Origin of the sequence: Celerinatantimonas sediminis, from assembly GCF_046054195.1 — a bacterium.
Classification (GTDB): Bacteria; Pseudomonadota; Gammaproteobacteria; order Enterobacterales; family Celerinatantimonadaceae; genus Celerinatantimonas.
The window spans coordinates 146,687-169,497 of the sequence record NZ_JBEQCS010000003.1 but is presented as its reverse complement, the minus strand read 5'-3'; the positions used below and the strand labels follow the sequence as shown (position 1 = coordinate 169,497).

The window sequence follows — 22,811 nt, the reverse complement described above, 5'->3', positions numbered from 1 at the left end:
CATAATTTAACAAGAGGATTAGCAATCTTCTCCTAAACTAGAAATTTCCATAAGATGGATTTGCGGGTGCAAACTTAAGAAATTATCGATTTGCTTTTTAAAGTTGATTGAAGATTGATTAATCCATACTTGAATCGCGGTTAAATCTTCAAATGAGTAACCATTGAGCGCAACTTGCGATAATAATAAGCTCAAGGGTGATGCTGAAGGGTTAAACGCAGCATTCTCAACATACCAACTGCTCGCGATAACATTTTGGCCTTGATAAGCCACTAATCCAGTTTTACAACCACTGTACGGACTATAACTTTTTTGCGCTAGATCTTGGATATTGCTAAACGCTTCATTTTGAGATTCAAGCAAGACATCAACATGAAGGTCATCGGGGCCAAATGAATGGGGCAGCAATTGCTCAAATGTAAAGTTTTGCCCATCGAAAAAAACTTTTAAATTAAAGCAATGTGGATATTCACGAATAAATTGTCGGCAGTGGCCACATGGTGCTGCGTTGACGACGAGCTGAACTAATGGTGCGCAGCCATGGTTCAGTGCATTAAAAAATGCAGCTTGTTCCGCATGAAGAGTGACCGATAGCGGTAACTGGCGCATCTCATAATTTGCGCCCATAAAAATCTGCCCATTGGCATCAATTAAAATTGCGCCAACATTGAATCCCGATATTGGCGTAATGGCAAATGAACTTGCCATGGGAAGTAGTTGCTGCGCTAGTTCAAGTTCATCGACACAAAGGGCATCTTTAAGTGCTGATACCTGTTGCTTATTTAGCCGCGAGACACTTGATTTACCAATAATTTCTAACCAAGCTTGTTTCAATTTTAAAGGCAGTTCAATTGCATCAAGAGAACGATTGGTCATTTTGCTTAGCTCTGTGTCAATAAATGGATAAACCATTGAATCACAGGGGCGAGTAAAGCGGTAGTGATCGCACTTAAAATTAGAGCGATTGAACTAAATGCTGCAATTTTTGGGTTTATTTCAGCAGCTTTTGCTGTACCCAAAGCATGGCTGGCACTGCCTAGCGCCATTCCCATCGCAGCTTCTGAGCGAACTTTTAACAGTTTGAATAAGCTAAAACCACCAACGGAGCCAAATAACCCGGCAATAATAACCAAACTTGCCGTCAAACCTGGCTTACCTGCAATCATTCGAGAAACTTCCATTGCAATTGGTGTGGTTACTGCGCGCGGTGCGATGGTTGCCAACATTTGTGCATTTCCACCGAGTAGATATAACACACTAATACTGACGATAATCCCAACGACAGCGCCGACGACCACACTGGTAATAATAGGGATAAATTGGCGACGGACTTCACTGAGCGATGTAAACAGTGGGTAAGCTAACGCAACGATCCCCGGGTCTAGGAAAAACGTCAGCGCTTTAGTGCCCTTTTGATAACTTGAGTAGCCAATTCCCGTAATCAGCAAAATAGCGATAATAATAATGAGGCTAATCAGAAAAGGAGCAAGCAGCGGGTGAGGGAAGCGTTTGTATAACCGAACAGCTGCGTAATAAATAATTAGTGTCAGCGGTAAAAATAATAGGCTCATTTTTTTTCCATCCATTGGAAAAGATAAACAATAGTTAAGGCCATGGATAGCCAAGCAATAGCCATTGCTAGCACTAATTGCCATCCAAACAGGCGAATGTCAGCCATATCTTGGATAACAGAAACCCCTGGTGGGATGAAAAATAGGGCAATAACAGAAAGAATCTTTTCGGCGCCAAATTCAACCCAACGAGCTGGAATAATACGTAACGAAAGCAGAATAAACAGAACAATCAAGCCAATAATACTGGCAGGAAATTCAAAGGGTAATAACAGTGCAATACCGCGACCGACCATCAAACATCCATAGATGATTAGAAGGTCACGAACTAAGCGAATGAGCCACATGAGGTTAGGTCTAAATTAAGTTGAGTGAATGCAATTAAATAGGGCTGCATTATAGCTGTAATAAGTCAATAGCGCATGCCCTTTTTGTCTATATCAGGGGTCACATTTTAAAAAATTTCAAATCTATAATGATCCCGATCATTATAGATTTTCGATGTAGTGATAAACCGCTTTTAGAATGTTTAATTTAGTCGGTTCATGTTGATGAACTTGCGCTAATGTTTCAATATCGAGCAGTCGTTTTTCAATTTGTGGTGGTAGAGCATTTTGCCGATAAGCCATCCATTGTTGTTGCTCGGCATCGGTTAGCGCATAGGGGTAATTGCGTGCTTTGTATCGCAGTAATAGCTGATTGAGTCGCTTGTCTTCAAATACAAAAGCTTCTTTGCTGATTGCCGCTGGATCACTGCTATGAAGCATCTCCATTAAGGCTTTATCACCTTTACCAATAAAACCGCTGTAAAGAGCGCCATCTACGTCTTGATCGTTATCAAAAGAGCGTTCTTGGCTGAAAATTTCCACTAATTTATCGCGCACTTGCTGCGCATTTTTTAATTGCTCTAAACTGACTCGACACTGTTTTCTATCAAGTCCTAGTTCATCGGCTCTTGCTGCGCTAAGCGCGCCAGCCGGGGCGACAAACGGGCATTTATTAATATGTATTAATTTGACAGGGATAGGTAATTGCTCATCGGTTAAATCAGCTTTGGGTGTATAAAGGCGCTCTTTTATCTCTTCAGCACTAAGAGTTAACAACGGCGATACATCTTTATTAAGATCGATGGCTATCACGGCATTTTTATTAATTGGATGCCAAGCGAGCGGTAACACCCATGAGACGCAGCCTTGTTTTGCCCCAAACATGCCTGAGACGTGCACCAAAGGCTTGTGATTGACAAAATCCATAAAGGTTGCAACTCGGCGTTTATCTCTAAGTGAGAGAGCAAAGTCAAATAGCTTGGGCTGCGCTTGCTTTAATAGCTTGGCAAGGGCAATGGTCGCTTCAACATCGCTAAGAGCATCATGAGCGTTCTCGTGGGAAACGCCGTTAGCTGCAGTGAGTTTTTCTAGTCGAAATGAGGGCAATCCTTGTTCGTCAGTTGGCCAATTTATACCTTGCGGACGTAGCGCATAAAAAGCGCGAGTCACATCAATTAAATCCCAACGTGAGTTGCCATTTTGCCACTCTCTTGAATATGGGTCATAAAAATTTCGATAGAGCGTATAACGGGTGACTTCATCATCAAAACGAATACTGTTATAGCCAACGCCGCAGGTTTGTGGCTGGCTAAAATGGGCATTTATTTGGGCAATGAACTGATCTTCACAGATTCCCTTCTGCGCGGTTATTTGAGGCGTAATTGCGGTGATGAGGCATGCTTGAGGGTCGGGAACATAATCATTGGCAATTTGCGAATAAAGCACGATAGGCTCGCCAATCGGATTTAAATCACTATCGGTACGAATGGCAGCAAATTGAGCAGGGCGATCGAAGGCCGGAGAAGTTCCAAATGTTTCATAGTCATGGAACAAAAAAGTATCAGTCATGAACAGTAGCCAGCAGAGAAAAGTCAAAGTTGTATGCTAACAGAACTGTGTTGATTGAGCACCTATTGCCCTAAAAGCAAAAAGCCCGCTGCAATTGGGAGAACTGCAGCGGGTATTACTTAGCGTAGCAGCTGTAAGCACAGCAAAAAAGGTAACTAAACGCTTATTTATAGTAAGAGATTTTCTTGAGGAGTCAATGAAAGCACAGGGAATTTTCCCCATTATGCAGATTTTTCATTTGAAATTGCTATCTAAACGATAAAAACGTCTTTAAAGATGACAATATTAGGCATTTTTTATAACCCCAACTAAACTAACTTTAACGTACGTTGAATTGGAGCATGATGATGGAATCTATACTTGTGCGTGATTATATGTTGCCCCAACCGGTTATTTTTCATCCTCATCAACCTCTCACTGAGGTTGTTCATGAACTCATGCGACATAACCAGATTGGCGGGCCGGTGTGTGATGAGCAGTTGCATGTCGTTGGCTGGATATCTGAACAAGACTGCGTACGTCGCCTGCTTGATGACACCTATCACTGTGAGTCCGTCTCTTTAGTTGATGATGTGATGCGAGAAGATGTGCTCACCGTCGATCCGCAGATGAGTATTGTTGAACTTGCGCAGATGATTACGGGTCAAAAACCGAAAATGTACCCAGTTGTAGAGCAAGGCAAATTACTCGGCATTATTACCAGACGGGAAGTCCTCAAAGCCATTTCAGCTCAATTAGACAGTTGTTTTACTCATAAAAAGTAGTCTAAACAATGCATAGCTAGTTGGTTTAATGGTAGAGAATTGGTAGCATTTGCGCCTAACTTAGGGAGGTGCGAACTTGCAACCGTCAATTGCTCAGCTTCAAAATCAATTATCAGAAGTCTTATGTAAAGACCGACACCGGTTTTTTCAGGCGCTCAATAGAGCACGCCAAAATCAATCTACATCCGTTACTGCGCTGGAAAAAATAGCTGCGCAAATTGAAGCATCCAAAGCAAAGGTGCAAGAGCGACGCGCCCATTTCCCTGAACTCGAATATCCACCTGAGCTACCCGTCGTTAGTGCTAAAGACGATATTGCGCAAGCTATCGCAAACCATCAAGTGGTGATCGTTGCTGGTGAGACCGGTTCTGGTAAAACGACCCAATTACCCAAGATTTGCTTAGAGCTAGGGCTTGGTCAGCGCGGCTTAATTGGCCATACGCAGCCACGGCGATTAGCCGCTCGTAGCGTTTGTGCCAGGCTTTGCGATGAGATGAAAGTCCAACAAGGCGAGCAGGTTGGTTATAAAATCCGTTTTAGCGACCAAGTCGGCGAGCAAACACTCGTAAAATTAATGACCGATGGGGTTTTGTTGGCGGAGCTGCAAAGCGATCGATTTTTAAGTCAGTACGAAGTGCTGATTATCGACGAAGCGCATGAACGTAGCCTTAATATCGATTTTATCCTTGGCTATCTTAAACATATCCTCGCTATAAGACGTGATTTAAAAGTTATTATTACCTCGGCAACCATTGACCCAGAGCGTTTCTCCAAACATTTCAATGATGCGCCAATGTTGTTAGTCGAAGGGCGAACTTACCCTGTTGAGACGCGCTATCGAGCTGTAAACAATGGTGGTAAAGATAGAGATCTCATCGATGCGATTGATGATGCTGTCGATGAGCTGTACCGCGAAAAACGTGGTGACATTCTTATTTTCATGAATGGTGAGCGCGAAATTCGGGATACGGCCGATTGGCTCAGAAGACGGCAATTGCCACATACTGAAGTGCTACCACTTTATGCGCGTTTATCTAATGCTGAGCAAAATAAGATTTTTGCCCCACATACGGGTCGGCGTATTGTGCTGGCAACAAACGTTGCCGAAACCAGTTTGACCGTACCGGGTATTCGTTATGTGATTGACCCAGGAACGGCTCGTATTAGCCGTTATAGTGCTCGCGCTAAAGTACAACGGTTGCCAATTGAGGCTATTTCACAGGCCAGTGCCAATCAACGTAAAGGGCGTTGTGGTCGTGTCAGTGACGGTATTTGTATTCGCTTATATAGTGAAGAAGATTTTAACTCTCGTCCTGAATTTACTGACCCTGAAATTCGCCGAACTAACTTAGCGTCCGTTATTTTGCAAATGGCTGCATTGCGTCTTGGCGACATTCAAAGCTTTCCTTTTATTGATCCACCAGAGCAGCGCAGTATCAATGATGGGATTAACCTCTTAGAAGAGCTTGGCGCGGTCAAAGCTCAGCGTGGTCATAATGCTCGGGTGTCTTTAACGTCAATGGGCCAACAGTTAGCACGTTTACCAGTTGATCCGCGTATGGCGCGCATGGTCATTGCTGGTGGTCAATTTGGTTGCGTTCGAGAAGTGATGGTGATTTGTGCCGCTATGTCTATACAAGACCCACGCGAGCGTCCGCTTGATGCCCAACAAGCGGCTGACCAGCAACATCAACGTTTCGCTGATAAAAGCTCTGATTTTGTCAGTTATCTGAATCTTTGGGATTATCTTAGAGAGCAAATCCGAGATCTGACTAACAACCAATTTCGCAAACTCTGTCGCAAAGAGTTTTTAGCGTATTTGCGCATTCGCGAGTGGCAAGATATTTACCAGCAGCTACGGCAAGTCGCCGCGGAATTAGGGCTGAAAGTGAATCAGCAGCGAGCCGATTATGACAACATTCATCAGGCGATGACTTGTGGTTTGCTCAGCCAGATAGGCTTTAGAGATAAAGAGCGTGAGTTCTTAGGTGCGCGTAATACCCGATTTGTTATTTTCCCAGGTTCAGCTTTGGCGAAAAAGCCACCTAAATGGATAGTCAGCGCCGAACTTGTTGAAACATCACGGTTGTTTGCTCGCGATGTAGCAACGATTAAACCGCAGTGGTTAGAAGAGCTTGGTGAGCATTTAGTGAAAGTCAGTTATAGTGAGCCGCATTGGTCCGCTAAACAAGGTGCCGTATTAGCCTATCAGAGCAAAACCTTATTTGGGGTGCCAATTGTCGTGCGCCGCTTGTCTCAGTATGGTCAAGTTGATCAGCGTCTATCTCGTGAAATCTTCATTCGCGGCGCCTTAGTTGAAGGGCAGTGGCGTCAGCAACCGGATTTTCTAAAAGCAAATCAATCGCTACTTGATGAAGTTGAAGAGCTTGAGCACAAAAGTCGGCGTCGGGACGTCCGTGTTGACGATGAGGACTTATATCAGTTTTATGCGGCTAGATTGCCTGATGATATTGTTTCAATTCGTCATTTTAACCGCTGGTGGAAGAAAGTAAGTCAAAAAGATCCACATCTGCTGGATTTTGAAAAACAAATGTTGATGCGTCACGACGCAGAGCAAGTCACACAAAAACAATATCCAGATACGTGGCAACAAGGGGCGTTAAGTTTACCTCTAAGTTATGTATTTGAACCTGGGCATGTGGATGATGGCGTTTCGGTTACCATTCCACTGGCAATGCTTAATCAGGTTGATGATAAAGGGTTTGATTGGCAGATCCCGGCATTTCGCGAAGAGTTGGTAATAGCCATGATCAAATCTTTACCAAAAACACTTCGGCGTAATTTTGTGCCAGCGCCCAACTATGCCAAAGCTGCGCTTGAAGCATTGCCGAGTATGACCGATGAGCCACTTCATAAAGCCTTAGCGCATCAACTGCTACGGATGACTGGCGTTCGAATGGAGCCTGATAGTTGGGATTTAAGTCAGCTACCAGCTCATCTTAGAATGAATTTTAAAATTACTGATAATGGCAAACTTATAGAGCAAGGACGGGATTTAAGCGAGTTGAAAGTGAAGCTTAAGTCTCAAGTAACCAAGCAGTTGAATCAAAGAGCCAAACAAGTTGATTTAGAAGAAAAAAGTCTCACAGATTGGCCTTCTAAAACGCTACCCAAAGAGGTGACCTCTGAACTCGGTGGCTTGAAGATTAAGAGTTATCCCGCATTAGTTGATCAAAAAGATCACGTTGATATTCAGATGTTTGATCGCCCTGAAAGAGCCCTGCAGAATCATCGCGCGGGCGTTCGTCGATTATTGCTACTGAATGTGCCATCACCCATTAAATATCTGCAGCAAAAGTTACCCAATAAAACCAAACTTGGATTGTATTTTAACCCGTTTGGTAAAATAGAAAATCTATTAGACGACTGCATTAGCGCTGCGGTAGATAAACTGGTCGAACCTGATTCGATTCGCTCTGAGCAAGATTTTTTTGCTGCCAAAGAAAGAGTTAGAGCAGAACTTGCAGATACAACATTAGAGATTGCCGCTGAAGTTGAAAAAGTGCTTTCGGCTCATTATGCCATTACGAAAAAGATGAAGGGCAAAGTCGCTCTGGATCAAGTTCTGGCTTACAACGATATCAAATCACAACTTGAATCGTTGGTGTATCGAGGCTTTGTTTGCCAAAGTGGTGAGCGTAAAATGGCTGATTTGCAGCGCTATTTGAAAGCGGTTGAGCGTCGCCTAGAAAAATTGCCAATCGATCCAAATAAAGACCGTTTGGCAATGATCCAACTTAAGCCAGCAATTGATGCCTATCAGGGGCTTGCAAGTAAACTTCTTCATCATCCAGAAAAAGAGCAGATACTCAGTGAAATCCATTGGATGATTGAAGAGCTACGAGTGAGTCTATTTGCTCAGCAACTTGGTACGGCGATCCCCATATCAGCTAAGCGAGTTTGTCAGCGTGTTGAGCAAATTACTAAGGAGTTATGATGAGTCAAGATATTCAAACTAAACCCCGAGTCGCGATTCATTACTGCAATTTATGTCGCTGGGTTTTGCGTGCCTCATGGCTTGCGCAGGAACTTTTGTTTACATTTGATGATGACTTAGCTGAAGTCGCACTGTGTCCCGGGCTCAAAGGTGGCTTCGATATCTATGTGGATGAACAGCTAATTTGGAGCCGCAAAGAGCAGGGGCGTTTCCCCGAGGCCAAAGAAATTAAGCAGCGAGTTCGCGATATCATTGACCCAGAGCGCGATTTAGGCCACAGCGATAGTAAATCCGCGAAAAGTGAATAATTGTGAGCATTGGGTAAAACAAGCAATAAAAAAGCCGCTATATAATAGCGGCTTTAACATTCTGAGAGATATCTTATTTAGCGAAGTTTTCGCCAACAAAATCCCAGTTAACCAATTCCCAGAAACCTTTCAAGTAGTTAGGGCGAGAATTGCGGTAATCGATGTAATAAGCGTGTTCCCAAACATCACAAGTTAACAGTGGTGTTGCACCGTCAGTCATTGGGTTAGCTGCATTGCTGGTGTTTACAATCGCCAGTTTGCCATCTTTAGCTTTAACCAGCCAAGTCCAACCAGAACCAAAGTTACCAGCAGCGCTAGTGTTGAACTGTTCTTTAAATGCGTCGAAAGAGCCGAATTCAGCGTTGATTGCATCAGCTAATGCACCAGATGGTTGGCCGCCTTTAGGTGACAGGCAGTTCCAGTAGAAAGAGTGGTTCCAGTGCTGAGCTGCGTTATTAAAGATACCGCCAGTTGAACTGGTTACGATCTCTTCTAGAGATTTGCCTTCAAACTCAGTACCTTCTACCAAACCGTTCAGTTTAGTAACATAGGTCTGGTGGTGTTTACCGTGGTGATATTCTAGTGTTTCTGCAGAAATATGTGGTTCTAATGCGTTTTTCGCATACGGCAGTGCAGGTAATTCGAAAGCCATAGTGATCTCCATGATTGACAAGTCATTGATATTCACGGGCACAAACTAGGTGAATATGAATAACTTATATTGTTATTTGGATTAATTTCGCGTTTCAGTTTAACAACAAATCGCGATGACCTACAACAGATTTAACAAAAAATCATTGATTCTGATCAAGGGTGAAACATCGTGTAACTTTTGTTAATATTGTCTCATTATAGGTGACGTTGAGTCTCCAGAAAACATGGGTGCAATGTTTGTTAATTTCAAGGCAAAGATACCCAATTAATTTTAAGTCGTAGTCAGTAACTTATGGCTCGCAACGAATAAGAGAGAAAATAAATGGAAACTGTTGACAGAATTAAACAGCAAATTAGTGAAAATCATATTTTGCTGTACATGAAAGGTTCGCCTAAATTTCCAAGTTGTGGCTTCTCTGCACAGGCTGTGCAAGCTTTAATGCAATGCGGTGAACGTTTTGCCTACGTTGATATTTTGCAAAACCCAGATATTCGCGCTGAATTGCCAAAATATGCTAACTGGCCAACCTTCCCACAGTTATGGGTTGAAGGTGAGCTTGTCGGTGGCTGTGACATCATTATGGAAATGTTCCGCGAAGGCGAATTGCAACCGTTAATCAAGCAAGCTGCGGCAAATCACCCGGCTGATGACACTGTCGCAGACGAATAATTTATGTTCTCCCGATGTTTTTATGTTTATAGTAAATATCGGGAGACATTTGTAATAAAAGCGCGTATAGTGCCCCCCTTTTAAACAATCAAGGGTGTTGTATAAGTATGACTGACAAAAGTTCAGGCTTTGCTCAATTTTCACTTCCATCAGAGATCCAAAGGGCAGTTGCCGAACTAGGTTATACTGAGCCATCGCCAATTCAGGCGCAGACTATTCCGTTATTACTAGAAGGTCATGACGTACTTGGTATGGCCCAGACAGGAACCGGAAAGACTGCCGCATTCTCTCTTCCTTTATTGGCTCGTGTTGATGCTGAGCAGAAACATCCACAGTTGATGGTATTAGCTCCAACGCGTGAATTGGCCGGCCAAGTTGCCGAGTCAATCGAAACATATGCCAAAGGACTAAAACAGATTAAAATTCTGGCGCTGTATGGCGGTCAGGATTATGGTCATCAATTACGTGGTTTGCGTCGTGGTGCTCAAATTATTGTCGGTACTCCTGGGCGAGTAATCGATCATATTGAGCGTGGTTCTCTTAAATTAGAGAACCTTAACGCACTGGTGTTAGATGAAGCTGATGAGATGTTACGCATGGGCTTTATCGATGATGTCGAAAAAATCATGGCTCAGACGCCGAAAACGCGTCAAACAGCTCTGTTTTCGGCAACTATGCCTCAGGCAATTAAAAAGCTAACTCGCCAATATATGAATGATCCAAAAGAGATTAAAATTGCAGCGAAAACTGCAACGGTCTCTAATATCAAACAAGGGTATTGGTTAGTAGAGCATTACAGCAAACAGGAAGCTTTAGCGCGTATTCTGGAAATGCAGGATAACGCAACTATTGTATTTGCACGCACCAAACAGGCGACTGTTGAATTGGCCAGTGCAATGGAGTCACGTGGATTCCGCTCACAAGCATTAAATGGTGATATGAGCCAAAATTTACGTGAAAGGGCAGTTGAGCAATTAAAAGACGGTACAATTGATGTTGTTGTTGCTACCGATGTTGCTGCCCGTGGGCTTGATGTTGAGCGGATTGGTTTAGTAGTAAACTATGATATTCCATTTGACAGTGAAGCGTATGTTCACCGTATCGGCCGTACTGGTCGTGCTGGTCGTTCAGGCGAAGCTGTTTTGTTTGTAGCGCGTCGTGAACGACGCATGTTACATACCATTGAAAGAGCAACCCGGCAAAAAGTTGATCAAATCGATTTACCAAGTGCCGAAGAGCTTGAAAAACATCGTTTAGAGCAGTTTAAAACAAAACTGGCTAAACAAGCAGAAAGAAAAGACTTTGCGGATTATCGCAAATTAGTTGATGAGTTGATTGGGGATGAGCAAACTTCACTTGAAGATTTAGCCGCTCAATTACTGATGGTTGCACAGGGCAATCGACCACTTAAAGTGGTTGAGCCGCCTAAACGAGCTCATGCTGATAAAGCACGTGTTCGCAAACCGAGTGCTGGTAATCAGCAGAGTCAGGGACATAATAGTCGTCGCCGTCAGCCAACTGCTGATGTGCCGATGGAACGTTTCCGTCTGGAAGTCGGTCGCAATCATGGTGCACAGCCAAAACATATTGTCGGTGCCATCGCTAACGAAGCAAACATTGAAAGCCAATTTATTGGCCGCATTGAGTTGTTTGATGATCACAGTACAGTTGAATTGCCAAAAGGCATGCCTGATACGGTCTTCCGTGACCTGGGCAAAGCGTATGTGAAACAACGTAAATTGCGAATTCGTCGCGTATAGTCATCATTTGTAGTTCGGTTTAAAGGCAGCTTCGGCTGCCTTTTTTTATGGACTTTGCTAAGCTAGCGACCTAATCATTTTCGACTAGGTCAATCTCGTGAATTGGATATGCCGTCTCATTGTTTTATTCATTACATCATCTAGTATTTTTGCCTGTTACGCGATGGATGTACCACAAGGTGCATTGGTTCAAACCATGGCCCCTTGGCAGGCAAAGGCTCAGCAGCAATATCTGGCAAAGCCCGCTAGCATTACTAAATTGCTAACCGCAACTGCAGCCTGGCAGACTCTTGGGCCAAAATTTGTGTTTAAAACACAATTACATTTCAAAAAAGTAGCGGCTCATCAAGCTGATGTTCAATTGATTTTTAGTGGCGACCCGACTTTAAAGCTAGATAATTTAATCGAGTTAATCGGTAGGCTTAAACGCCAAGGGATCACCAAAATCCGCCATTTTCAAATTGATGATAGCCGTTATGGCGGCCATCAATGGGGATTAGGGCAGGTTTGGAATGATCATGGGATCTGTTTCGCTGCGCCTATCAGTGCAGCGATTGTTGATCACAATTGTGTGTTGGGTAATTTAAAGCCGACTCAAATCGGTCAACCCGGGCGTTTGTTTGTCGCAAGTTTTGCAGGCGTTAGCTTTTCGAATCAGACTGTGACAACAAATAACGAAGACAATTGCGAGCCACTGCATGCGGTTAATAGCGACAATCATTTTCGTATCTATGGCTGCGTTGGCAAAAATCGCAAAGTATTGCCTTTGGCATTTTCAGTGGTAAATGTTCGCTCCTACGTTGAAGCATTGGTGAGTAAAATCATCATGAACGATAAAATGACTTTGTCAGATAAGATCGCCTTTGCCAAAGTGCTTACCCCATATTCCAATACATTTACCCATTCATCTAAACCACTTGCGAAGCTTTTGCATCATATGTTGAAACATTCAGACAATGTGATTGCTGATAGTCTAACCAAGCAACTTGCTTATGTAAAAACTGGCTTAAGTGGTACATTTAAAGCTGGCGTCAAAGTGATTTGGCAAGTATTGGCTGAACATCACATCAACCGGGAAAACCAAGTCTTAAACGATGGTTCCGGTTTATCGCGAGAAAACCTAATTTATCCAAAAACGATTTATAAGGTATTGAAGTTATGGCGCGATAATTCTCAATTTCGTCCTTTAATTGCAAATTTACCTGTTGCAGGGGTTGATGGCACACTTCGCTATCGAAGTAGTGTTATGAGTGCTCCGTTAAAAGCAAATGTCATTGCCAAAACTGGTTCAATGAACGGCGTCTCTAATTTGGCTGGTTTTGTCAAAATACACGCCCAACTTGTACCGTTCGTCATTATGAGTAATCAAGTGAGTAGCTCTGACTCAGATGAAAGTGCTGTTGATATCATGAAAGAAAATGAGACGAAATGGCTAACCGCTGGAATGAATCACTATAAGAAGAGCAATTAACTAACTTTATATTTCATTTTTGCGATTAAATCTGTATAGATTTTCTACATCATGGCTAATTTATCGAAGGATAAACTAGCCATTTTTTTATCTCTGAATTTTTATGCTGTCTTAGAATATATAGTTGGTTGAAACGTTCAAATAAAGCACCTTGGATGCCATGATTGTGTAATTATATGCCATTTTATGGTTAAATATAGCCGATAATAATGATATTAATTATAGGAAATATTTTTAGAGCATGAGTAACACAACATCGGTAAATAGTCGTTGGTCTAGCAAACTGACCTATATTCTTGCCGCTACAGGATCGGCAGTTGGCTTGGGTAATCTGTGGAAGTTTCCATACATCATGGGTGAGAATGGTGGTGGGGCATTCGTTTTGGTTTATCTTTTCTGCGTTCTCGCTATCGGGATCCCAGTTATGATGGCTGAAGTTTATATCGGGAAACAGGGGCGCGCGACACCGGCCCATGCGATGGAAAAAGTCGCAAGAGAACATGGCTTAAATCCAAAATGGGCCTATAACGGTGCATTAGGCGTTATTGCTGGGTTTCTAATTTTAAGTTTTTATGTTGTGATTGCCGGTTGGGCTGTTGCTTACATTTATTATTCAGCGACGGGTTCGATTGGTGCTGCCGATGGCCATTCAGCAGTGATCCAAGAAATTTTTAAAGGATTATTAGGATCCATTGATAAGCTGATTTTATTCACTTCGATTATTATCGTCGCTGCCGTTTACTTTTTAGCCAAAGGGGTAAAACGAGGTTTAGAAACCGCCATTCGTTATATGATGCCAGCTTTATTTATTCTATTGCTGATTGTAATGGTGTATTCATGTGCAACAGGTGATTTTTCTGGTGCTGTGAAATTTATGTTTTATCCAGATTTCAGTAAGTTGACCTTCAACGGCTTTATTATGGCATTAGGGCATGCCTTTTTTACCTTAAGTTTGTCGCTCGGCATTATGATCATGTACGGCGCATACTTGCCAGAAGGCACATCAATCGCCAAAACATCTATCATTGTTGCGCTGGCCGATACGCTCGTTGCATTGTGTGCGGGATTGGCTATTTATCCAGTGGTTTTTGCTCACGGTATTGCGCCAGGGGCTGGACCAGGGTTGTTATTCCAATCCCTACCGATTGCATTTAGTAACATGCCGTTTGGATCATTGATTTCAATGCTGTTCTTTATCATGGTGACCTTTGCTGCATTTACTTCGGTACTGTCATTATTTGAAGCGCCAGTTGCCTATTTTGTTGAACGCAAAGGGATGAGCCGGGTATTAGCATCAATTTTATGCGGGGTATTGATTTGGCTGCTGAGCTTATTGTCTATTTGTGCACTGGCAAAAGTCAGTTGGGCAAGTTTTCATACGCCAATTGGTGATGGCATCTTTAATATCATCGATTACATTACTGCTAATATTATGTTGCCGGTTGGTGGGTTATTTACCGCTATTTTTGTGGGATGGCGCCTTAAACCATCTCTTCGCACCGCAAAAAGTTTTGAAATGCGCCGCTTCTTTAAATCGTATGTGGCTTGCCTTAAATATGTATCACCCGCTGCGATTTTGTTAGTGTTCTTAAACGCCATTGGCGTTATCTAACGGTTCGCTCTTAGCTTAAAAAACCGGCGCAATGCCGGTTTTTTAGTCTCATCAACTAAGAATGATTAGCAAAGTAGGATATTTTGTTGATTTTTAGTTGCTGCTCTAAGCAGTTTTATTACACTAGGGGAATGAATTTTTGATAAGGATTAAGATCCATGTCTACCCCTGTCGCAAAATACCGTAAAGATTATATTGCCCCTGGATTTACTACATCTCATATTGATTTAGATGTGGTGCTGGATGACCATCAGACTAAAGTCACCGCAGTGCTTGATATTAAACAGATTCGCCAAGACGAGCCACTTCATTTAGATGGTGATAAATCAATAAAACTGATTGAATTATTGGTTGATGGTGAACCTTATACCGATTACAGCCGTGATGATGAAGGGCTGAGTATTAACGGCCTTGGTTCATGTCAGCTCACTATCGTTAACGAAATTGATCCGAAAAATAATACAGCGCTCGAAGGGCTGTATAAATCTGGTGATGCTTTTTGTACCCAATGTGAAGCTGAAGGTTTTCGCCGGATCACTTTTTATCAGGACCGTCCAGATGTCTTAGCGACATTTACCACCCGCGTTGAAGCACCTAAAGCTGATTATCCATTTTTGCTTTCTAACGGGAACAAAATAGAAAGTGGCGAACTTGAAGGCGATCGACACTGGGTCCTCTGGCAAGACCCATTTCCAAAACCAAGTTATCTCTTTGCTCTGGTCGCGGGTGATTTTGACAAACTTAGCGACAGCTTCAAAACTCGCAGCGGCCGCGATGTAGCGCTAGAGATTTTTGTTGATAAAGGCAATCTGCATCGCGCTCATCATGCGATGGAATCGCTGCAAAAAGCGATGGCTTGGGACGAAAGTCGTTTTAGCCTTGAATATGACCTTGATATTTACATGGTCGTCGCCGTTGATTTCTTCAATATGGGCGCGATGGAAAATAAAGGCTTAAACGTTTTCAACTCCAAATATGTACTCGCAAGCCCAGATACGGCAACAGACAGCGATTATATGGGAATTGAGTCGGTTATCGGACACGAATATTTCCACAACTGGACCGGCGACCGGGTAACCTGCCGCGATTGGTTCCAACTATCGCTTAAAGAAGGTTTAACCGTTTTTCGCGATCAAGAATTTAGCTCTGATTTAAACTCGCGAGCCGTTGAACGAATTAACAATGTCAGAATACTGCGCAGCCATCAGTTTGCCGAAGACGCAGGCCCAATGGCTCATCCAATTCGCCCTGAAAAAGTGATTGAGATGAATAACTTCTACACGCTGACAGTTTATGAAAAAGGCGCTGAAGTCATTCGAATGATGCATACATTGCTGGGTGAGGCAAAATTCCAAGCAGGGATGGCGCTTTATTTTGAACGTCACGATGGCCAAGCGGTAACTTGTGATGACTTCGTACAAGCGATGGAAGATGCTTCCGGTATCGATTTAGGGTTATTTCGCCGCTGGTACTCACAATCGGGTACGCCACATCTGAGCGTTAAAGATAGCTATGATGCATCAACTCAGCGCTATACACTGACACTTGCTCAAATGACACCGGCAACAGCCGATCAAAGTGAAAAACTACCGCTGCATATTCCAGTTGATATTGAACTGCTTACTCAAGATGGTAAGCCTATCGAGCTTAAAGGTGCACAGTCGCAACGTAATGGTTCGGTGCTAAATTTAACGGATACTGAACAGAGCTTTGTATTTGAATCGGTAGCGAGTGAACCCACACCTTGTCTGTTACAACAGTTCTCAGCACCTGTGAAATTGTTTTATGACTACAGTGATGAGCAACTGTTATTGATCACCCAAAAGGCAACTGACTCATTTTGTCGTTGGGATGCACTGCAGCAACTTGTTCACAAATATGTTCGCTTGAATGTTGTAGCTTATCAGGAGCGCAAGGAATTAACCGTTCCTGAAGCGTTTGTGGATGTGCTGCGCGCGGCACTTCTTGACCCAGAGTTAGATCCGGCCTTTACCGCATTATTATTTAACCTGCCAAGTACTCGTGAGCTGATTGAACTATTCGATTGCGCTGACATCGATGCCATTGAAGCGGTGCGTTTCTGGTTACAAAGTTATCTTGCTGAGCAGCTTGAAGACGAAGTTAGCGCGCTCATTACCAAAGCTACGGGTATTGACAAAGATGAGTTAGAGAGTGAACAGATTGGCTGGCGCAGTTTAAAAGCGCAACTTCTCAAATATGCCGCTTTTCGCAACGAAGCATTAATCGAGCGTGAATACCAACAAGCTCGCACTATGACGATGACACTGGCCGATCTTAACTGCGCGAATCAGGCTCAATTGGCTTGTCGTGATGAGCTGATGCGTGATTTTGAGCAAAAATGGCAGCATGACGGCTTAGTGATGGATAAATGGTTTACGCTGCAAGGAACCTATCCTGGTAGTGACGTACTACAGAGAGTAAAAGCGCTGTTAAATCATCCAAGCTTTAGCTTAAGCAATCCAAACCGCACCCGTTCGTTGGTTGGAAGTTTCTGCGAAGCCAACCCTGTTGCGTTTCATCGTGAAGATGGTAGTGGTTATGAATTCCTGCGGGATATTTTGCTTAAACTGAACGAAAGCAACCCGCAAGTTGCGGCTCGATTAGTAACGCCATTGATCCAGTTTGGTCGTTTGGATCAAAGTCATCAAAGCAAAATTAAAGAGGTTTTAACCTCGCTGGCTAAGATTGATAATATTAGTCGCGATCTATATGAGAAAATTGACAAAGCACTGAGTCAGTTCGCTTAATCCGATTGTCTCATACAAAATGTTAAAAGGAGCCTTTGGCTCCTTTTTCGTGATTGCGATTCATAAAAAAACTATTTTGTAGTTACAACATCACCGCTATTTTTTAAACTCAATACAAAGTATTCGGCTAGCCATAAAGCTTTTTTGTGCCAAGTCGTAGCTCTGACTTTTCGCGATGGACCCAACCAACACGTATGAAACATTACCGATTCAATATCAGCGTTAGTTACGAAGACTTTTTACAAGTTTATCAGGGCAGTGCGCGTTATCTAATGATAGAAACAGACGAAGGTCTAATGATAAAAATTCAGGCTAGTCATTTCTTACCGTTTGTTAGTCAATTAGGGATTCGAGGATATTTTCGCCTGATAACGGATGAGAACAATAAGTTTCAGTCACTAGAGCGTATTACATAATTGAGTGACAGCCACCTAAATTACGAATTTTATTTGCTTTTCATAATGAATATTGTGGATCTACTTCTATATTTAATAAAGCCGTTTGAATGCCGAAGTAAGGATCACTCTGATGACCAGAATGCATGTATCATCTGTATTGCTTGAAAAAGTTTATCGTATCGTTGGCCAAAAATTAGATGAGCGAGAAGCGCTGATCGCTCAGCAATTTATGGCTCGAATGTTTGATGGGCTGTCATCCCAAGATTTAGTGCATCATAGCGATAGCGATTTGTATGGTATGGGCATTAGCCTGTGGAATGCGCTACAAGATACGCCTGTCGATAAAACCCATATTTATGTGTTTAACCCAGAATTATCTCGCCATGGCTGGCAATCACCACACACCGTCATTGAAGTTGTCGTTAAAGACCGGCCTTTTTTAGTCGATTCAATTCGTATGGCACTAAACCGTCTTGGCGTAAGTGTTCATTTGTTCTTACATGAACCATTGGCCATTGAACGTGAAAAATCTGGTGACATCGATTTAATTGCTAAAACTCATCAGCGCAAAGATATTCCACATCAAACCGCATTTTTAATTGAGATTGATAGGCAAACTTCTGCTGATGCACTGAATTGTCTTAAAGATGAAATAGCTCAGGTATTAACTGAAATAGCTCTGGTCGTTGATGATTGGCAGCCAATGCATAAAAAGCTATTAGAAGTATGTGACAGCTTAGCCTCAGAGGGCAAAAAGCAAAAGCTCGATTTCACTCAACCAATTGATTTTCTAAAATGGCTGAGCCGTGACAACTTTACGTTTCTTGGATATCGTTTTTATTCTTTAACACCGGTAAAAGGGGATTATCATCTCGAACCAGCAGGTGATGAAAAATATGGGATATTTAGAGGAGAGATAGAAACTCGCACTTTATCTTTATCTTCAGTTCCTGAAGAAGCTCGATTTTTGGCACTTAATAACGATCCGTTGCTATTAAATAAGAGTCGCTTTAAATCGCGTATTCACCGCCCAGCTTATATTGATCATATTGGCATTAAAGCGTTTGATAAAAACCACAACGTCATTGGTGAACACCGCTTTATTGGCCTGTATGCCTCGGTTATATACAACCATAGTGTGATGGATATTCCGCTGATCAATCAAAAAGTGGCTCGGATTATGGATCAATCGGGCCTGGCGCAAGGCTCCCATGCGTATAAAGCTCTGGTGAATTTTATTGAGACTTACCCGCGTGATGAACTTATTCAAGAAACGGAAGATGAATTACTTGAAACAGGGATTGAGGTCTTTCAGATCCAGGAACGCGACCAAGTTAAACTTTTTGTACGTCGAGATATCTACGGCCGCTTTTATTCGTGTCTGGTGTATACCACGAAAGATCGCTTTAACACCTCATTTCGCCAAAAAACTCAAAGCATTTTAAAAGATTATTTTAATGGTGTAGGCGATGTTGAATTTTCGACCTATTTTACCGAAGGGGCGCTTGCCAGAACCCATTACTTGGTTCGTGTTGAGCAACCAAGAGAAAATGTAAACAAAGCAGAGTTGGAGCAAAACTTGATTGAAGCCGCTCGCAGTTGGGATGATAAATTAATTGAGTCATTAAGTGCTAATTTCGGAGAGGATGACGCGCAGCGATTAGCTCATCGTTATCAATCCGCATTTCCTCGCTCGTATAAAGAGTCCGTGATGCCAGGTTCAGCGGTTGCCGATATTATTGAATTGGAGCAGTTAAAATCGGAACAGCAACTGGGGATGATTTTATATCGGGCTCAGGAGCAAAAACGCAGTAGTAGCTTACTGAACCTAAAATTATTTCATTATGGTGCACCGCTGTTCTTATCCGATATTTTGCCAATGTTAGAAAATATGGGGCTTCGAATTATTGGTGAGTCACCTTATAAAATTCAGACAAGCGATGATAAAGATTACTGGATTTTAGAATTCACAATGTTTTACCCAGGGCAAAAAGAGCTCGATTTAGAACGATATCGAGATAATTTCCAAGATGCTCTATCACACGTTTGGTCAGGGGATATTGAAAATGATGGCTTTAACCGCTTGGTATTAAGCGCAGGCTTAACTGGTCGGAATGTGGCAATATTGCGCACTTATGCGAAATATATGCGCCAAATTGGCTCTAATTTCAGCCAACAATATATAGAAGAAACTCTAGGTCGATACTCACAGATAGCCGCAATGCTGGTTAATCTATTTCATAGTCGTTTTTGCCCTGACAGTCTTGATGCAGAAACAGAAAAAACGTTACATCAGCAGATTATCGGCGCATTAGAGCAAGTTGATAACTTGGATGATGACCGTATCATTCGCCGTTTTCTTGAGCTGATTGAAGCGACAATTCGCACCAACTACTATCAAGATAATCAGCAAAAACCATATATTTCCTTTAAATTCTTGCCAGATAAAATCACCGAGATGCCGGAACCTCGGCCAAAATTTGAGATATTTGTTTATTCACCCAAAGTTGAAGGTGTGCATCTACGTGGCGGCAAGGTGGCTCGCGGCGGTCTGCGCTGGTCCGATAGACGTGAAGACTTCAGAACTGAGGTACTAGGTTTAGTTAAAGCTCAACAAGTGAAAAACACGGTTATTGTCCCAGTTGGCGCCAAAGGTGGTTTTGTTTGTAAACAGTTGCCAGAAATTTCTGATAGAGACGCATGGCTTGCCGAAGGTAAATCTTGTTATCGAATATTTATCCGCGGTTTATTAGATATTACCGATAATATCGTTTCTGGTGAAAGTGTTCGCCCTCAAGATGTGGTCTGTCTTGATGAGTTAGACCCATACTTAGTTGTTGCAGCTGATAAAGGAACCGCAACATTTTCTGATATCGCTAACGAAATTAGCTTAAGTTATAACTTCTGGATGGGTGATGCTTTTGCCTCTGGTGGGAGCAACGGTTATGACCACAAAGGTATGGGAATAACCGCCAGAGGTGCATGGGAGTCAGTACAACGACATTTTCGCGAGTTGGGGAAAGATTGCCAAAATGAGCCATTTACCTGTGTGGGTATTGGCGATATGGCAGGGGATGTTTTTGGTAACGGTATGTTGTTATCTGAGCAAACCAAACTAATCGCAGCATTTAACCACATGCATATCTTTGTCGACCCTGATCCGGATTCAGCCAGTTCCTTTGCTGAGCGCCAAAGACTCTTTAATTTACCGCGCTCAAGTTGGGATGATTATGATCGCAGCTTAATTTCAAAAGGTGGCGCGATATTTTTGCGTTCAGCTAAATCTATTACGTTGACTCCACAAATACAGAAGGCACTCGGGTGTCAAAGTAAACAGTTAACACCAAACGAGTTAATTAGAGCCATCTTAACAGCTCCCGTTGACTTGCTTTGGAATGGCGGAATTGGAACTTATATTAAATCTGGCAAAGAAAGTAATAGTGATGTTGGCGATAGAACCAATGATTCGCTGCGAATAAATGGTAAAGATGTTCGCGCAAAAATTATAGGTGAGGGCGGTAACCTTGGGGTGACTCAATTAGGGCGCATCGAATTTGCACTAAATGGGGGCCGAGTTAATACGGACTTTACTGATAACGTAGGCGGCGTTGATTGCTCTGACAATGAAGTTAACATTAAAATTCTGCTTAACTCTTTGGTTAATGAAGGCGATCTCACCGAAAAACAACGTAACTCAATGTTAGTTAAAATGACCGATGATGTCGCCGGCATTGTGTTAAAAAATGCGTATCGCCAGAGCCAGACGATTAGTATTACCAATGCGTTAGGTCAGGGGATTAGCAAAGAAAACATTCGTTTTATTCATGAATTAGAGCGCCATGGCTGGCTGAACCGCCAACTAGAATACCTGCCCAATGATGATGAGCTAAGTGAGCGAATCGCGGCTAATGTTGGCTTAACTCGCCCTGAGATGGCCATCTTAGTCGCTTACTCCAAAATGGTGCTCAAAGCGCAGCTTAATACATCCGAGCTTAATGACGACCCGTATTTTTCAAAAGTTCTCATCGAAGCATTTCCACCATTACTTGGTAAAAAATACGCTTCTCAGATGGAAAGTCATCCGCTGCGCAATGAAATTATAGCGACGCGATTGGCCAATCAACTAGTCGATGATATGGGTTTTAATTTTGTCGCAAGGCTGCAAGATGATACCGGGGCAAGCGCTGTAGAGATTTGTGTTTGCTACATCATGAGCCGCGAAATCTTTAAAACTCGCGAACTATTTGCCGCGCTTGAAGCGCTTGATAATAAGGTCGATGCTAAACTTCAACTTTTACTCATGGGCAGTGTGCGCCGCTTGATGCGTCGCTCTGTGCGGAGGTTCTTGCGCCAACGTAATCGCAAATTAACGATTAACGAGCAAATTGCACGCTATCGCAGTGTCCACCAAACATTGCTCGAATCAATGGATGATGCGTTAGTTCCAGACGAGGTGAAAGAGATTCAAGATTTTGTTAGCGATTGGCACGCAAAAGGAGTTCCAGAAGAGATAGCAAGACGCGTTGCAGAGCTAAGTTCCATCTTTGCATGCCTTGATATCGCTGAAATTAGTGAACAAGTGCAAAGCTCGGATTTCTATGTTGCTGATTTGTATTTTAGCCTTGGGGCTAAAATGGGGCTGCATTGGTTCTTAAATGAAATTCTAGTATTGCCAGTAGACAACCATTGGCAAGCACTTGCCAGAGCATCATTTCGTGAAGAGCTTGATTGGCAGCAAAGGGTTTTGGCAACACATACCATTCGCTGGCTTGAACAAAAACAGCTTGAAGCCGATCCCGGCGTGGATGATTGGATGAGCGCACATACCCAACTTATTGAGCGTTGGCAACATATGTTGGCTGATTTTAAGACATCTAACACCCATGAATTTGCAAAATTTTCAGTATTATTGCGTGAACTCAATTTATTGAATTTAAACTGCGCCGATTTAGGGTAAACTATGCCCCCCGAAGCCCCGCAAC

The 22,811-nt window shown here is 42.7% G+C and carries 15 protein-coding genes; 10 read left to right on the top strand and 5 right to left on the bottom strand.

What is annotated here, in order from left to right; genetic code table 11:
- Nucleotides 1–18: 18 nt before the first annotated feature.
- The 4 genes from cdd to sbcB all read right to left on the bottom strand — a co-directional run bounded on the left by cdd (nt 19) and on the right by sbcB (nt 3,466).
- The gene (gene cdd / locus ABTQ23_RS05710) at nt 19–876 is read right to left on the bottom strand and encodes a cytidine deaminase (RefSeq protein ID WP_408614699.1); all 858 of its coding nucleotides are present in this window, start codon (nt 874–876) and stop codon (nt 19–21) included.
- A 5-nt stretch (nt 877–881) separates the two neighbouring features.
- Nucleotides 882–1,571 carry an LrgB family protein gene (locus tag ABTQ23_RS05705; RefSeq protein ID WP_408614698.1) on the bottom strand — a complete coding sequence of 230 codons (690 nt, stop codon included), beginning with the start codon at nt 1,569–1,571 and terminating at the stop codon, nt 882–884.
- Complete coding sequence (locus ABTQ23_RS05700) at nt 1,568–1,918, bottom strand: CidA/LrgA family protein (RefSeq protein ID WP_408614697.1); 351 nt, start codon at nt 1,916–1,918, stop codon at nt 1,568–1,570. Before ABTQ23_RS05700 ends, ABTQ23_RS05705 begins: the two co-directional genes overlap by 4 nt.
- A gap of 141 nt (nt 1,919–2,059) precedes the next feature.
- Nucleotides 2,060–3,466, bottom strand: coding sequence for an exodeoxyribonuclease I (sbcB, locus tag ABTQ23_RS05695; RefSeq protein ID WP_408614696.1), 1,407 nt, complete (start codon nt 3,464–3,466; stop codon nt 2,060–2,062).
- A 362-nt stretch (nt 3,467–3,828) separates the two neighbouring features.
- Between sbcB and ABTQ23_RS05690 the strand changes: the two genes are divergently transcribed.
- The 3 genes from ABTQ23_RS05690 to ABTQ23_RS05680 all read left to right on the top strand — a co-directional run bounded on the left by ABTQ23_RS05690 (nt 3,829) and on the right by ABTQ23_RS05680 (nt 8,496).
- Nucleotides 3,829–4,230, top strand: a complete 402-nt coding sequence (locus ABTQ23_RS05690) for a CBS domain-containing protein (protein ID WP_408614695.1) — start codon at nt 3,829–3,831, stop codon at nt 4,228–4,230.
- A gap of 76 nt (nt 4,231–4,306) precedes the next feature.
- Nucleotides 4,307–8,188, top strand: coding sequence for an ATP-dependent RNA helicase HrpA (gene hrpA, locus ABTQ23_RS05685; protein WP_408614694.1), 3,882 nt, complete (start codon nt 4,307–4,309; stop codon nt 8,186–8,188).
- Nucleotides 8,185–8,496, top strand: coding sequence for an Rdx family protein (locus tag ABTQ23_RS05680; protein WP_408614693.1), 312 nt, complete (start codon nt 8,185–8,187; stop codon nt 8,494–8,496). Before hrpA ends, ABTQ23_RS05680 begins: the two co-directional genes overlap by 4 nt.
- 73 nt (nt 8,497–8,569) lie before the next feature.
- On the opposite strand, the gene ABTQ23_RS05675 is transcribed toward ABTQ23_RS05680, so the two are convergent.
- The gene (locus ABTQ23_RS05675) at nt 8,570–9,148 is read right to left on the bottom strand and encodes a superoxide dismutase (protein WP_408614692.1); all 579 of its coding nucleotides are present in this window, start codon (nt 9,146–9,148) and stop codon (nt 8,570–8,572) included.
- A 324-nt stretch (nt 9,149–9,472) separates the two neighbouring features.
- Between ABTQ23_RS05675 and ABTQ23_RS05670 the strand changes: the two genes are divergently transcribed.
- From ABTQ23_RS05670 to ABTQ23_RS05640, 7 genes are all read left to right on the top strand, one after another.
- Nucleotides 9,473–9,820: a Grx4 family monothiol glutaredoxin gene (locus tag ABTQ23_RS05670; RefSeq protein WP_408614691.1), complete on the top strand. Its 348-nt coding sequence runs from the start codon at nt 9,473–9,475 to the stop codon at nt 9,818–9,820.
- A gap of 107 nt (nt 9,821–9,927) precedes the next feature.
- Complete coding sequence (locus tag ABTQ23_RS05665; protein WP_408614690.1) at nt 9,928–11,580, top strand: DEAD/DEAH box helicase; 1,653 nt, start codon at nt 9,928–9,930, stop codon at nt 11,578–11,580.
- A gap of 97 nt (nt 11,581–11,677) precedes the next feature.
- On the top strand, nt 11,678–13,051 hold the full coding sequence (dacB, locus tag ABTQ23_RS05660; protein ID WP_408614689.1) for a D-alanyl-D-alanine carboxypeptidase/D-alanyl-D-alanine endopeptidase: 1,374 nt from the start codon (nt 11,678–11,680) through the stop codon (nt 13,049–13,051).
- A 241-nt stretch (nt 13,052–13,292) separates the two neighbouring features.
- A complete protein-coding gene (locus ABTQ23_RS05655) occupies nt 13,293–14,663 on the top strand; it encodes a sodium-dependent transporter (protein WP_408614688.1) in 1,371 nt (456 codons plus the stop codon).
- 158 nt (nt 14,664–14,821) lie between these two features.
- Nucleotides 14,822–17,431 (top strand): aminopeptidase N, encoded by a 2,610-nt coding sequence (gene pepN / locus ABTQ23_RS05650; RefSeq protein WP_408614687.1) that lies wholly within the window; start codon nt 14,822–14,824, stop codon nt 17,429–17,431.
- Between the two features lie 194 nt (nt 17,432–17,625).
- Complete coding sequence (locus tag ABTQ23_RS05645) at nt 17,626–17,847, top strand: DUF2835 domain-containing protein (protein WP_408614686.1); 222 nt, start codon at nt 17,626–17,628, stop codon at nt 17,845–17,847.
- A gap of 112 nt (nt 17,848–17,959) precedes the next feature.
- Nucleotides 17,960–22,786, top strand: a complete 4,827-nt coding sequence (locus ABTQ23_RS05640) for an NAD-glutamate dehydrogenase (protein WP_408614685.1) — start codon at nt 17,960–17,962, stop codon at nt 22,784–22,786.
- Nucleotides 22,787–22,811 lie beyond the last annotated feature (25 nt).

Excerpts from the sequence above, each read along its gene's own strand:
- cdd (WP_408614699.1), bottom strand. The coding sequence starts at position 876 with ATGACCAATCGTTCTCTTGATGCAATTGAACTGCCTTTAAAATTGAAA.
- ABTQ23_RS05705 (WP_408614698.1), bottom strand. The coding sequence starts at position 1,571 with ATGAGCCTATTATTTTTACCGCTGACACTAATTATTTATTACGCAGCT.
- ABTQ23_RS05700 (WP_408614697.1), bottom strand. The coding sequence starts at position 1,918 with ATGTGGCTCATTCGCTTAGTTCGTGACCTTCTAATCATCTATGGATGT.
- sbcB (WP_408614696.1), bottom strand. The coding sequence starts at position 3,466 with ATGACTGATACTTTTTTGTTCCATGACTATGAAACATTTGGAACTTCT.
- ABTQ23_RS05680 (WP_408614693.1), top strand. The coding sequence starts at position 8,185 with ATGATGAGTCAAGATATTCAAACTAAACCCCGAGTCGCGATTCATTAC.
- ABTQ23_RS05675 (WP_408614692.1), bottom strand. The coding sequence starts at position 9,148 with ATGGCTTTCGAATTACCTGCACTGCCGTATGCGAAAAACGCATTAGAA.
- ABTQ23_RS05670 (WP_408614691.1), top strand. The coding sequence starts at position 9,473 with ATGGAAACTGTTGACAGAATTAAACAGCAAATTAGTGAAAATCATATT.
- ABTQ23_RS05665 (WP_408614690.1), top strand. The coding sequence starts at position 9,928 with ATGACTGACAAAAGTTCAGGCTTTGCTCAATTTTCACTTCCATCAGAG.
- ABTQ23_RS05655 (WP_408614688.1), top strand. The coding sequence starts at position 13,293 with ATGAGTAACACAACATCGGTAAATAGTCGTTGGTCTAGCAAACTGACC.
- pepN (WP_408614687.1), top strand. The coding sequence starts at position 14,822 with ATGTCTACCCCTGTCGCAAAATACCGTAAAGATTATATTGCCCCTGGA.
- ABTQ23_RS05645 (WP_408614686.1), top strand. The coding sequence starts at position 17,626 with ATGAAACATTACCGATTCAATATCAGCGTTAGTTACGAAGACTTTTTA.
- ABTQ23_RS05640 (WP_408614685.1), top strand. The coding sequence starts at position 17,960 with ATGACCAGAATGCATGTATCATCTGTATTGCTTGAAAAAGTTTATCGT.